Source organism: Gilliamella sp. W8128 (assembly GCF_016100545.1).
In the GTDB taxonomy this organism is placed as follows: Bacteria; Pseudomonadota; Gammaproteobacteria; order Enterobacterales; family Orbaceae; genus Gilliamella; species Gilliamella apis.
This window is the reverse complement of sequence record NZ_JACFSE010000010.1, coordinates 33,140-46,431: the sequence shown is the minus strand read 5'-3', so window position 1 is coordinate 46,431 and position 13,292 is coordinate 33,140. Positions and strand designations below refer to the sequence as shown.

The window sequence follows — 13,292 nt, the reverse complement described above, 5'->3', positions numbered from 1 at the left end:
AAAAGTGCTTTCCTCAAAATTTTTTCAGCCACATTTAATAACATAGTATTCATCGGTCCCATCGAGCATCGGAATTACTATAATAAGTAGAATTTTATCTCAACTTTGTTAGTTTAGTTTGTACTCTATTCAATATTAGCATGACGGTTTTTCATTAATTCTGGCGTCTGTTGCAATTCGGTCATTAGACTGTAAATAATGCTGTCATAAGTGAGTAATGATAGTTGTTCAAACGTACTGCCCATCGGTTGATTTAGTTCAAGCACTTTTATTGGAATTGCCACAATATTATCCGCTAACTTAGCTAAGCTAGAGTTACCATTGGTAGTAAATAATATTATTTTAACGCCAAGTGCTTTTGCTTGATTAGCATAAGCAATTAAGCTTTTGGTTTCACCGGAACTCGATCCTAAAATTAATAAATCACCGACATTTGCTTTTGGTTTACTAATTTCAGTTATCAAACTAACATTCAAGCCCAAATGCATTAATCGATTAGCAAATGCCCCAATCATTAATCCAGAGCGGCCTGTCCCAGCAAGAAAGATATGTTGTGCAGCAATAATGGCATTTTTAAATTGGCTAAGTTGTGCCTCATTGATAGAGCTTACTTGTGCTGATATCTCAGTTAATATTTTTGATAATACATCTTTAGTATCCATTATTATTTCCCTATTTGATTGCCGCTTTTAATCTTTCTATATTGCTTTCGAGCGGATTATTGTTAAAGATAAAGCCACCCGATACGATACTGTTGGCGCCAGCTGTAACACATAAAGATATGTTTTGATCGTTAATATTGCCATCAACCTGAATATCGTAATGGTAATTACCGATTTGCTTTAAACTTTTTAATTGTTCTATTTTTTGTAGCGTAAAAGGTAAAAAACTTTCATTTTTTTGGCCTGGATTGACGGTCATAACTAAAACCTGATCGACCTGAGGTAATAACAGTTTTAGGTTTTCAACTGGAGTACAAGGGTTTATGGCTATACCGACTTTAATATTACTATTTTTGATTTTATTAATAATATATGAATGATGCGCTGTCGCTTCATAATGAAAGGTAATAATATCAGCTTTAGCATCGATAAAATCAACTATAGCTAATTCAGGTCTTTCAACCATTAGATGGCAATCTAAAATAAAATCAGTATGCGCTTTTAGATTTTTAACAAAGCTAGCGTTAAAGCCTAGATTTGGTACATAATGATTATCCATTACATCAATATGTAGTTGGCGAATACCTAAAGTTTGTAGATTTTCTAGAGTTTCTTTGATCTGATAAAGATCAGAATTAAATAGTGATGGAGACAGTATCATAATTATCTCCTTTTATTAAAGACCCATCAGCATAAAATTAACATTACGTTTCCTTTCACGTAGTGCATCCCAATCGACAAAATAAATTCGTCCTAACTGCCCTAATAACGGCTGACCATCTTTAATAATTAATACAATTGAAAAATGACCAAACAGTGATGATTTGATATGAGCATCGGTATTTAACATAACCCATTTTTCAGCTGGATAATTAGGATCACTAAGACTTAAACCAAATTCAACATGCTTCGGACCTGGTGAGTTATATTGATTTTCGCTGGTCATCCGTGGAGCAATTTTTTCTAATGTATTGTTGATATCCACTTGCAGAAATTCATCACCAAAAAAATTGGTATCGTGCATGCATTCTTCAAAAAAAAGTGAACATGTTGTATGGCTAGTAGCTATAGTTAATTGACCATTTTGGATATTGGATTGCTTTACGAACTGTTTTAATTGCTCGGTAATATCGTGGTATGAATGCCTACCTGCAACTGTGTTAATTTCAATGGCATGATGAATAATATTCATAATAGTTTATTCCTTGTTATAGCCCCATCTAATTTGTGGTTAAGCTTCACAAAATAAATGAGGCAATCATTATCAAAACTTAAAGTTGAATTTAAATAGCTAAACGCTTTTTCAATTCAGCAAAAAATTCATTTAATCCAACACCAGTAAGTAGTGGTAATCCATTAATCACTTTCGCTTTAATTGAATCAGGTACAATCGTTGTACTTACAACTACATCATAAGAGTCAATCTTATTAAGTTCATCAGCAATCTTAGATTGATAGATTTTTACCTGATCTGTTAATTTTTCATCACTGAGCCATTTATTCACTTTGCTTACTGCGATAGTTGAAGTTGCATGCCCTGCACCACACATGATAAGTAAATTCTTCATATGATTATTTCCTTTTAATACATTTCAATTTTTTTGATTTTGTTGATATAGATAAGTAAGCAAAGAATAACTAGCGCTAAACCAATTAAACCAATAAAACCAAGCTGAGTTAACAATAGTACGAATAAGGTTACTGGCCATAATCCACATAAAATGACAGTAACAATACCAGCAGTACCTACATCGTAATTAGCCAAATGGAATACATCAGTAATAACTGGAGCAAGCCATGTTGCCATATATAAGCAGACGACCAAATAGATGGTGCCACCTAAAATTGAACGAATAATATTACCTTTGAAAAACGGCACCATTAAACAAATACCAAAGGCATAGAAAGCTAAATCCCCAAAAGGTAACACTTTATTACCCGGTAAAATTAAGGCTAATAATAATGAAACTGGTACCATAATTAACGCAGTTGCCATTACCGCAGGATGACCAACAGTTAACGCCGCATCCATACCGATGTTAACTTGTTTGCCATTGAGTTTTTTACTGGTAAATTCACGAGCAGCATCAGCAACAGGAAGTAAACCTTCCATAAACATTGCCACCATTTTTGGCATAATTTTCATGATTGCCGCAGTTGAAATTGCTAATTTACCAATTTGTGGAACATCGTAATTAGCTAAGATACCAACAACAATACCAATGATTAAACCAATTACCACTGTATCACCGAAAATCCCAAATCGTTTGGTTAATGTTTCTGAATCAGCATTTAATTTGTTTAGCCCTGGAATACGGTCAAATATCCAATTTAATGGAATTGCAACAATTGCCCCTGATAATGCCATAAGGTGAGTAACGGCAATACCCGGATATCCAAAGAATGAACTAATTGGTTTTTGTAAAAGATCAGCTAAAAACCATTGCAACATTACTGCAGTGATACAACCAATAATACCAACCCAATATTCACCGGTTACTGAATAAGCCACTAAGCCGAGGAAAATTGCAAACCAGAAGTTCCAAATATCGACATTTAAAGTTCTAGTCCAACCTAGTGAAATAAATAAAAAGTTAATAATTAATGAAGCAGGAATGAGTAATAATCCCAACGTAGTTGAGAATGCTAACGGACCACCTACTCCACAACCAATATCCATGATGCTTAATGACGTTCCATATTGCTCACCCATTTTTTGAATCGCAACACCTAACGTATCTGATAATAAACCAATAACTAAACCAAGACCGACAATACCAATACCGACGGTAATACCAGACATTATCGCTTTGGAAAAGCTAACTCTGAAAAACAAGGCGATAATAAAAATGATGATAGGTAAAAAAACGACCCCACCTAAATTTATTAGCCATTGAAAAATATTAATGACACTATCCATTTGTAACTCCTTAATAAAAATAATCCATCCTATTTAACACCAGCGCTATTTAAAATAGAGATAAATTCGTTAGTTGATTGACATTGTTCTAATAATTTTATTTGCTCCTCATTTTGAAATAAGCCGATTAAATTTTGTAAATTCTCAACTTGTTCATGTGCTTGCTTCATTGCTAACATGAAAATAAATTTGACCGGTATTTGCTCTTTATCATCGGTCATACCGGAAAAAATCACCGGATGTTTTAGCGATGCAAAACAAATTTGTGATTGATTCACTTTTGAGGAATCGGTGTGGGGAATTGCAAAACCAATCGAATTAACTAATAAACCTGTCGGGTATTGCTGTTCTCTTTCTAAAATACCTGTTAAATAATCTTGTTTAACAATGCCATGTGACAATAACATTTGTGCCATTGTGGTTAAGATCTCTTCTTTGGTTTTTGCCTCAATGTTAAATAGGCATAAATGTTGATCAAAGTACATTCTTGATTCCTCTTTGATTATCCAAAAATTGTTTAAGTTGTTTAAAATTTATAAGATTTTTTAAGGATGAAATTGCTTGTTTATTTGAAACAATTTCATAAATTTCGGTAAAAACGTCATTAATGCTATTGATATTATCTTCGGAAAGACTAACCATAATAATAATACTGACATCAATCATTCCCCATTTTATTGGTCGTTTTAAGGTCATAATTGAGATACTCGATTTAATAACAAACATTGGCGAGCCATGCGGTAAAGCAATACCGTTTTCGATTGAAGTGTCACCGATTTCTTCTCGATATAAAACTGAGTCACGATAGTTTTTAGTCACTAAGCCTTTATCTTCTAACTTACTTATCAGCAAATTAAGGCAGTCACTTTTATGTTGAATATCAACATTTAATTCAATCAAATCCGCATTGACAAATTTGGCGGTAGATGGGTAATAATTACCTTTATCTGAAAAATCGGATTGTTTATTCAAGACATAGTTAGCGTAAGCTTGAATAATATTTTGATAGTCTTGTTTGTTCAACAAAGATGATATTTTGACCATCGGTTTATTAATATTTTTGATATCGAGAGTGGTGATGATCAAGTCGACATTACTAAGCTTAGTCGAATTCAGTTTAGCCACAGAATAGACTTCAATATTATCTTTAGATGGCAAAAATTTGCGGACTTTATTTAAGATTAAATTTGATGATGAACATCCATATTGACAAATAATAACAATGTTATTGGCATCAGCGGCTTTATCTAAGGCTATTTGGAAATGAATCAATAAAAATGAAATTTCATGATCATTTAAATGAATATCAAATTTACGTTCTAAGTCTGAAAGTGCATACCATAACACACTAAATAATTTCGAATATTCCTGTTTTATTTCATCTAATATTGGATTAATAATACGAATTTGCTTTTGCAACCGAGTAATCATCGGTGGAAAATGCGACAATAATGAGTGAAATAATTTTCCATCACCAGAGAGATCGACACTTTCAATATCGCCTATTTTTTTGATAATTCTACGAATAATTTGCTCATAAAAACTATCATCAACAATGACATTTTCATCAATAATACGATGAGCAAAAAACAATTTACTTAGGTATTTAATATCATTGGTCGAAAACGTCACATTAAAAGTTAACTCTAGCGTTTTAGCCAATTCCGAGGCAATCAAATAAGATTGCATATATCGGATATGATTAAATAAGAAATCACTCTCTTCAGGAATTGAATAACCTAAACACAATCTTTTTAGCTGAATGGTGATAGATATCAGTAATGAAGATAAATAATGTTCCGAAGATTGTACGACTACTGATTCAAAACGTTCAAATAATAACTGAGTTATCTGTTCAAAAGAGTTATCGCCAATAAATGATTTCATCAATTGATTGAGATAATAATCATCTTGTTTATGAATATACAAAGATAAGAAATGTTTAATCGCTCGTTGAATTTGATTTTCATTACCTTCAACATAAATTCCTTTATGAGTGACATTTAATAGAATATTTTCTTGTTCAAGAGCTCGATTAATAAATTCAATATCTTTGTGTAACGATGTTTTACTGACTAAATAATCATCCGATAATTGTTCCAGTGATACTGATTCACTTTTAAGTAAACAGCGTTTGACGATATCTAATCGACGGTATTCAGGACTTAAGCGTCGTGATTTTTGATTGAAATAGCTATGACTATTTTTTTGTTCTAAATAGCTAATAATCGGCTCAATATCGGTTTTTTCACCTACTAGCATTAGCCCTTTACGGGGAGACTTTTCGATTCGAATATCCGTATTCGGTACCGTTATTAACTGTTCATTTAGTTTTTCAATATCGTAATATACCGTTTTAGTTGAAATAGATAATTTTGAACTAAAAAAAGCAGCCGGTTTAAATTCCGATTGGCTAAAAAGTAGTTTAAGTAATTTGATTTGTCTTTCCATTACTCAACTCCTTTTTCTAATTGTTGTTGCAATACATTCATAACTTGATGATTTAAAGTATAGTTAGTTAAATAAATAAGACGATTACATTTTTTTCCAGATTAATCTGGAATAGAATGTGATCTTAATCAATGTAAAATGATGGGATTGACTGAATATCAAGCTTAAGATGGGGTATTTGTTGTAATAATGTAGATAATCAATAATAGGTAGATATTGAAATAGAAACTTATGCAGAACGTAACATCTTAGGCGATATACCAAAACGTTTTTTGAAATAATGGGTATAACCAAACTGATTGGGCGATATGTTAGCTTTACAGAGGAATATTTACCACCTGCCAATGCCACCAACCGCATCCCGTCGGTGCATCAGGATCATACATGGTCAATACTAAACTTTTAGCATTAGTTGGAACATTCAGCCATTCAATTTGCGGTGATGTGTTATCGCCAGTACAACCAAATTGATTGGCAATAAATTTACTAGTAAATCTATCTTTAGCTAATTTTGGAATGATTAATTTAAACAATTAAAAGGTGTAAACATCGCCAAGCTTAATAATAATGGTTTAAAGTTTTTTGCTATAAACATATTGTTTCCTTTTTTATTAACATATGAATGTTTAACAATAAACCATTATTAACTAACAATCAGCCAATTTAGGTACAAATTAGCTTAACTTTATTTTTTCGTTGCTAATACTCTTTCTACTGTATCAACGATAGCTTGAGTTTGTGAGTCAATTTCAATATTTACCTCATCACCAATCTTTTTACTATCTAGAGTGGTAATCGCTAATGTTTCTGGAATTAGATGGATGTTAAATTGATTATCTTTAACTTCTCCCACCGTTAAACTTGCACCATCTATACCAATAAAACCTTTGTATAAAACATACTTCATAAATTTTTCTGCTATGACTAACGTCATTTGACAATTAGTTGCTGTTTTCTGGATGTCAATAATGGAAGCACGGCAAGAGACATGCCCAGACATTACATGACCACCAATTTCATCGCCGTATTTAGCACTTCGTTCAATATTTACCAAATCATTTAACTTTTTACTGCCGAGAGTTGTTAAGGCTAACGTTTCTTGCATAATATCAAAAGTAACCCAATCATCTTGAAAATCGGTCACGGTTAAACAACATCCATCGTTAGCAATGGATGCACCGATTTCGATATGTTGTGTTAATTTTGCTGGTAATTTTACCTTATAAGTACGTAATTTATCTTGATCGATGATATCAATAATTTGACCAACACCTTGAACGATTCCAGTAAACATTATTATAACCTTTATTATTCATCATGATTATCAGCTATTTTAGCGCAAACGATAAAAAAATAATAATGATTACAATCAAATGATTTTGGTTAACTTGCCTGATAAATGAAATAATTTACTCAGCAAAAAGATACCCATTTTATTAGTCTACTGATATGATCATGGTTAATTAATGATTTAAAGGTTTTCCATTTATGTTAAAACTTATTTTAGCTATCTCGGTCGGTTCAGTTGCTGGAGGTTTATTGCGCTGGTTTTTATCGTTAAAGTTAAATGTGATTGCTTTTACTATTCCGTTAGGAACCTTAGTTGCTAATTTAATTGCTGGTTATATTATCGGTTTAGCCATTGCCTTTTTTAATCACATCCCCCTATCCCCTGAATGGCGATTGTTAATAATTACTGGTTTTTGTGGTGGATTATCGACTTTTTCCACCTTTTCAGCTGAGATTGTTAATTTTCTTCAGGAAGGACGTTTTGGTTGGGGATTAACTACCATCGCGATTCATGTCGCAGGTTCAGTATTGATGACCTTTTTAGGTGTTTTAACCTATCAATATTTTCGCTCATGAAGATATATTACGCCATAATAATCTAAAAAATGAGCATAAATAGTATTTACAACCGTAAAATACTGTATTAATATACACTGTATAAGTAAACAGTATAGAGGTTATTATGCTTATTGAACATTCATCACCACAACTTATGGCTATCAATTTTGAAACACCTTTTCAACAAGTGTTGCAACAGCAGAGACCTTTATTACGTTCATTCAATAAAGAAAAAAAATGGCAATTATGGCTATCAGATCGTCCAATGTTAAAACGTTCATGGGTAAATATTGCCGGGCTTGATAAACAAAAAGTCGTACATTTGGCTAACTTAACTAATAATAATTTAGTCTCGACTATAGAAAAGGCACTACAAAGTAAAACCTGTAGTTATGTGGTTGCTTGTATTAACGATCTTAATGAGCAGGACAAACAACGTTTACAACAGGCCGTATTAACTAGCGATACATGTTTATTTTTAGTTCACGATGAACAAAGTCAGCCAGCTATTCAATACCATTAATTTGAAAATTAACCTTTCAAATAAAAATAGTGTTTGGCATACCATTTAATTATTTTTTATTAACAGCCGTTGTTATAAAAAGACACTATCTAATGTGGTAGTGTCTTTTTTATTTATACTACTATCATTAATGTTAAATCACCGAATAAGCTAAATTGTTTACTCTAGCAAAATATAAGTGAACTTTTATAAAAGTTGTTGAATCAAGTTAAACTGCTAGTTGGAATTGTAAGTTAAATGAGTGAAAAAAATTGTTAACCGAACTCAGAGCAATCAAGATTCGGTCATCGATTCATCTTGCGCTTCTTGTTTAGCTTGATTGATGATAGCTTTAACAATCCATTGTGAAAGATCTATTACTTGCTCACTCTCAAAGTTCCAAATATCTTTTAACACCATGAATATTTCAGAACCATATATGATTGAAATTGAGTAGATAACTTTATCAAAAAGCTCATCAGAGAATTGAGCTCTGAGTGGCTGCAATAAATTGGTAAGAATTTCCTTACGATTACCTCGCACAAGTTTTTTAGTCTTTTCCGTTATTTGTGACCGTTCATCTGCCCATTGTTTTAAAGAAAGGCTTAAAGCTGCACGTAATGTTCCTTCATGTTTTAACATTTGCGGCAAAGCAAAAGCTAAAAAATCATTTATCTGATCTTCGACATTTTCTCTATCTGATTGCCATAAGAATATTGGACTAAGTGATTGTTCAACCGCCGCTGATATTAAATCGGTTTTAGTCGGGAAATAGCGATAAGCAGTAGCTCTAGAAATACCTGTTCTATCTGATAATTCAGTAATGGATATATCTTTACCCTGCTCTAAAGCCTCAATCGCAGTTTCGATAAGACGATCGTAAGTTCTTTTTTTGGCCCCAGAATATTTCTTAGAATTCATTAAGCTATTTATATTCATATTGTTATTTATCGCCAGCTAGTAAACTTTTGTAAATTATACAACTTTTTTTAACATAACTATAATATTTAAAAAATTTTCAAAAAAATTTAAAAAAAATGAGACTAATGTCTCATTTTTAGCTTATAATTATCAAAGTAGTAATCGCTGATAGTTGAGTAAGAAGTATCGAGTTCTATTTTATCTGTTAAGGAGAAATAAATGGCATCGCATAATATGGTTTACTTAGTCGCGACACTAGACACAAAAGGAGAAGAGATTGTTTACGTCAAACATTTACTTAGTAAAAGAAATGTTGCAAGTAAAATAGTTGATATCTCCACTAAGCAACCGCATTCTTTTAATCACATTGCTGATATTAGCGCCAGTACTGTTGCTAAATATCATCCCGAGGGTGAAAAAGCGGTTTTTGTCACCGATAGAGGAAAGGCTATCGTTGCAATGGCTAATGCATTTAAACAATTTTTAATAGCGCAAAATGATGTTGACGCTATCCTCGGTTTAGGTGGCTCGGGTGGTACCGCATTAATCACTCCAGCTATGCAAGCACTGCCTATTGGCGTACCAAAGTTGATGGTTTCAACCATGGCCTCAGGTGATATATCTGGGTATATCGGTGCAAGTGATATTGCGATGCTCTATTCCGTTACAGATATTGCTGGCGTAAATGTTATATCAAGAAAAGTACTCGCCAATGCAGCTAATGCTATTGCAGGTTCAGTGTTATTTAAAACGCAAGAACAAATCGAAGATAAACCAGCAATTGGATTAACCATGTTCGGTGTTACTACTCCGTGTGTTCAATCGCTTTCAGCAAAATTAAATGATAAATATGATTGTTTAGTTTTTCATGCAACGGGTAGTGGCGGTAAAGCAATGGAAAAATTAGCTGATAGCCATCTATTAAAAGGTGTACTTGATATTACGACAACGGAAGTTTGTGATCATCTGTTTGATGGAGTACTTGCTTGTGATGATGACCGATTTGAAGCCATCGCAAGAAGCGAAGTCCCATATATTGGATCATGTGGCGCCCTTGATATGGTTAATTTCGGTAGTCCAGATACTATTCCAGAAAAATATCGAGATCGTCTGTTTTATCCTCATAATCCACAAGTTACTTTAATGCGAACCACCCCTGAAGAGAATAAAATCATGGCAAATTGGATCGCTACAAAACTAAATAAATGTCAAGGCGAAGTAGTTTTTATTATTCCTGAAAGTGGTTTTTCTGCACTTGATATTGAAAATGGGGATTTTTGGTCACCGCAAGCGGATCAAGCTTTCATAGATGAGTTTGAAAAAGTCTTTATTCAAACTGAAAAACGACGGTTAATAAAAACCTCGCATCATATTAATTCACCAGAATTTTGTAATTTAGTTATTAACGAATTTAAAAATATAATTAAATAAAGTAATGGAGAAAATTATGAGTAGTAAACGTGCTCAATTATTAAAAAAATTCCATGATATGATTGCTAAAGGTCAACCAATCATCGGTGGAGGAGCTGGTACAGGATTATCGGCAAAATGTGAAGAAGCTGGTGGTATTGATCTGATTGTAATTTACAATTCTGGTCGCTATCGTATGGCGGGTCGTGGATCACTAGCAGGCTTATTAGCTTATGGTAATGCCAATGAAATTGTTATGGATATGGCAAAAGAAGTATTACCGGTTGTAAAACATACCCCTGTGTTAGCTGGTGTTAATGGCACCGACCCCTTCTGCCAATTCGATCAGTTTTTAGATCAAATTAAAGCTACCGGATTTGCTGGCGTACAAAACTTCCCTACTGTTGGTTTAATTGATGGTAATTTTAGAGCTAATCTTGAAGAAACTGGTATGGGCTATGCATTAGAAGTTGAGATGATTCGCAAAGCACATGAAAAAGATCTGCTAACTACACCATATGTATTTAGTGAGCAAGATGCTATTGACATGACCAAAGCTGGGGCGGATATTTTAGTTCCACATATGGGCTTAACCACCGGTGGTAGTATTGGTGCCCAAACTGCATTAAAACTTGCGGATTGTGTTCCTTTAATCAATCAATGGGCCAAAGCAGCTAAAGCAATTCGTCCAGATATTATCATACTTTGCCATGGTGGACCTATTTCATCCCCTGAAGATGCAGAATATATTTTACAAAATTGTCCTGATTGTAATGGTTTTTATGGCGCAAGTTCAATGGAACGTTTGCCAACAGAAACAGCATTAACTCAGACGACAGAAAGATTTAAGTCTATTCGACACCAACAATAAGTAAGCAATAACGGTGCGACCACGCGTCGCACTGCTATTTTTTCTATTCTCAAACATAAGCAAATTATACTTATACCATCTTAATTTTCAGTGATAAAAATTGATGATAATTGTCTACTACTTTACTATTGATTGTTAACTGTGAGACAATCGTCACTGCAGTATCCTATGTTTTAAAAAAGTAATAACGTTTGTAAGAAATTTTTATGAGTTTCATTATTGTTATTTTGCTAACTTAATATAGGAAACACAAAATGAGAGAATATCAAACTGATGTAGCTGCATTTGTATTACGAATTGCTTTAGGTATGATGTTTTTGGCCCATGGTTTTACCAAACTACTTGTTCTAACCCCAGAAGGTACTGCAGAGTATTTTCATACTCTTGGCTTTCCCGGTTTTTTTTCTTATATCGTTATCATTTTTGAAATTGGTGGCGGTGCACTATTGTTACTCGGTATTTTAACTCGTGCCATAGCGCTAATTGCTTTCTTTCAATTAGCAATAATAACTATTGTGCATTGGAATAATGGTTGGTCATTTACTAATCAAGGAGGTGGTTGGGAGTATCCAGCTTTTATGTCATTAACTGCTTTTAGTTTGGCATTATTAGGGACTGGTCGGTTTAGTGTTTTAGCAGGTAAAAAATATCCACAAATAACTCAACAATAAGATGCTAAATATTTAGGAAAGGTAGCGACAATTATTTATTACCTTTCCTAAAAATTGCATAGTTAAAATTAATTATTAATTTCAATTACTAAAAGTTCACCCTGATCTTTTAAGAAATATTCATCATCTTGAGGTGCTCGTAATGACATCATACGATTATCACCCATTTCCATCGTATCACCAGGATTCATTGTCGCTTGACTTTGTCGTAAATAATTTAAAATATTATTAAACATGTCAAAATAATATTCACTTTCCTCATAACTATTGGCTAATGCAGCAAAATTAGGTAAACCAAATTTATTAGCGCCATAAGTGCGCATCCAAATCCCTTTAATATTTTCTATTTCATATTTAACAAAACCACAAAACAATAAAGGTAAACATTCCCCTAAAGTGGCTAAACCATCTTTTTCCGAAGCTAATGAATTAATAAAGTTAACTGGTAATGAAGTATGAGCATCTTCATTAATTACTGCTAACGCATTAAATTGTTCAAAGCATGCTACTAAACGAGTTAAAGCTAAGTACTGCTCTAATACATCTTGTTCATAGCCAACATAATATAATAATAAATGACTATCACTTTCATAAACTTGTTGTTTTATTTCTTGACTATAACTAGCAGGAGTAACACATGCTTCTAATACAGCTTTAGGATAAGGCGCATTGAGACCAACTATTCTAATAACATGTTTACCCCAACTTACTAAAATACACATACCTTCTTCAAGTTGTCCGAACGGTGTTTCATATCGAATATCTTTTATGATCGGATTAATCGATTTAAGTTTTGCTAATAATTCATCGTTATTAATATTAAGCACACCGCTAAAAACAACACTTAAGCTAACGGCATTTTCAATATCAGGATTTGGGACAATCGAATTATCCATCTGTTTTGATTCTGTTTTTTTACCAAAAAAACGAGAAAATATACCCATTTAATATTCCTTATGACAACTATTTTAAATTAAATCAAATTTAGTGCATTTTATAGTAATTGACGCTATAAAACTTTAGCAATAATATCTAC

Annotated in this window: 16 protein-coding genes; 5 read left to right on the top strand and 11 right to left on the bottom strand. The window is 32.8% G+C overall.

Features of this window, described 5'->3' with window-relative positions; all coding sequences use genetic code 11:
- Positions 1-125 precede the first annotated feature (125 nt).
- The 9 genes from hxlB to H3U97_RS10585 all read right to left on the bottom strand — a co-directional run bounded on the left by hxlB (position 126) and on the right by H3U97_RS10585 (position 7,327).
- Entirely contained in the window at positions 126-662 is a 537-nt protein-coding gene (hxlB, locus tag H3U97_RS10625; RefSeq protein WP_198198930.1) for a 6-phospho-3-hexuloisomerase, read from the bottom strand.
- A gap of 10 nt (positions 663-672) precedes the next feature.
- Entirely contained in the window at positions 673-1,323 is a 651-nt protein-coding gene (locus H3U97_RS10620) for a ribulose-phosphate 3-epimerase (RefSeq protein WP_198198929.1), read from the bottom strand.
- Positions 1,324-1,338: 15 nt separating this feature from the next.
- Positions 1,339-1,854 (bottom strand): YjbQ family protein, encoded by a 516-nt coding sequence (locus H3U97_RS10615; RefSeq protein ID WP_065613023.1) that lies wholly within the window; start codon positions 1,852-1,854, stop codon positions 1,339-1,341.
- A gap of 91 nt (positions 1,855-1,945) precedes the next feature.
- Positions 1,946-2,230 carry a PTS sugar transporter subunit IIB gene (locus H3U97_RS10610; protein WP_034901958.1) on the bottom strand — a complete coding sequence of 95 codons (285 nt, stop codon included), beginning with the start codon at positions 2,228-2,230 and terminating at the stop codon, positions 1,946-1,948.
- Between the two features lie 14 nt (positions 2,231-2,244).
- Entirely contained in the window at positions 2,245-3,582 is a 1,338-nt protein-coding gene (locus H3U97_RS10605; protein ID WP_065651065.1) for a PTS galactitol transporter subunit IIC, read from the bottom strand.
- A gap of 29 nt (positions 3,583-3,611) precedes the next feature.
- A complete protein-coding gene (locus H3U97_RS10600; protein WP_034901957.1) occupies positions 3,612-4,067 on the bottom strand; it encodes a PTS sugar transporter subunit IIA in 456 nt (151 codons plus the stop codon).
- The gene (locus H3U97_RS10595; protein WP_198198928.1) at positions 4,057-6,033 is read right to left on the bottom strand and encodes a transcription antiterminator; all 1,977 of its coding nucleotides are present in this window, start codon (positions 6,031-6,033) and stop codon (positions 4,057-4,059) included. The genes H3U97_RS10600 and H3U97_RS10595 overlap by 11 nt, the downstream gene beginning before the upstream one ends.
- A 317-nt stretch (positions 6,034-6,350) precedes the next feature.
- Positions 6,351-6,566 carry a YbhB/YbcL family Raf kinase inhibitor-like protein gene (locus tag H3U97_RS11490; protein ID WP_086357255.1) on the bottom strand — a complete coding sequence of 72 codons (216 nt, stop codon included), beginning with the start codon at positions 6,564-6,566 and terminating at the stop codon, positions 6,351-6,353.
- 152 nt (positions 6,567-6,718) lie between these two features.
- A complete protein-coding gene (locus H3U97_RS10585; RefSeq protein WP_086357256.1) occupies positions 6,719-7,327 on the bottom strand; it encodes a riboflavin synthase subunit alpha in 609 nt (202 codons plus the stop codon).
- Positions 7,328-7,521: 194 nt separating this feature from the next.
- On the opposite strand from H3U97_RS10585, the gene crcB reads away from it, so the two are divergent.
- Together crcB and H3U97_RS10575 are read left to right on the top strand one after the other, a co-directional pair.
- On the top strand, positions 7,522-7,899 hold the full coding sequence (crcB, locus tag H3U97_RS10580; RefSeq protein WP_198198927.1) for a fluoride efflux transporter CrcB: 378 nt from the start codon (positions 7,522-7,524) through the stop codon (positions 7,897-7,899).
- A 106-nt stretch (positions 7,900-8,005) separates the two neighbouring features.
- Positions 8,006-8,404 carry a cell division inhibitor SulA gene (locus tag H3U97_RS10575; RefSeq protein ID WP_065613028.1) on the top strand — a complete coding sequence of 133 codons (399 nt, stop codon included), beginning with the start codon at positions 8,006-8,008 and terminating at the stop codon, positions 8,402-8,404.
- A gap of 273 nt (positions 8,405-8,677) precedes the next feature.
- On the opposite strand, the gene H3U97_RS10570 is transcribed toward H3U97_RS10575, so the two are convergent.
- On the bottom strand, positions 8,678-9,322 hold the full coding sequence (locus tag H3U97_RS10570) for a TetR/AcrR family transcriptional regulator (RefSeq protein WP_110453369.1): 645 nt from the start codon (positions 9,320-9,322) through the stop codon (positions 8,678-8,680).
- A 201-nt stretch (positions 9,323-9,523) separates the two neighbouring features.
- On the opposite strand from H3U97_RS10570, the gene H3U97_RS10565 reads away from it, so the two are divergent.
- The 3 genes from H3U97_RS10565 to H3U97_RS10555 all read left to right on the top strand — a co-directional run bounded on the left by H3U97_RS10565 (position 9,524) and on the right by H3U97_RS10555 (position 12,256).
- Positions 9,524-10,735, top strand: coding sequence for a Tm-1-like ATP-binding domain-containing protein (locus tag H3U97_RS10565; protein ID WP_198198926.1), 1,212 nt, complete (start codon positions 9,524-9,526; stop codon positions 10,733-10,735).
- Positions 10,736-10,751: 16 nt separating this feature from the next.
- The gene (locus H3U97_RS10560; protein ID WP_086364579.1) at positions 10,752-11,585 is read left to right on the top strand and encodes a phosphoenolpyruvate hydrolase family protein; all 834 of its coding nucleotides are present in this window, start codon (positions 10,752-10,754) and stop codon (positions 11,583-11,585) included.
- A 254-nt stretch (positions 11,586-11,839) separates the two neighbouring features.
- Positions 11,840-12,256, top strand: a complete 417-nt coding sequence (locus H3U97_RS10555; protein ID WP_065613030.1) for a DoxX family protein — start codon at positions 11,840-11,842, stop codon at positions 12,254-12,256.
- Positions 12,257-12,324: 68 nt separating this feature from the next.
- On the opposite strand, the gene H3U97_RS10550 is transcribed toward H3U97_RS10555, so the two are convergent.
- On the bottom strand, positions 12,325-13,200 hold the full coding sequence (locus H3U97_RS10550) for a DUF4261 domain-containing protein (protein WP_198198925.1): 876 nt from the start codon (positions 13,198-13,200) through the stop codon (positions 12,325-12,327).
- Between the last annotated feature and the right edge of the window lie 92 nt (positions 13,201-13,292).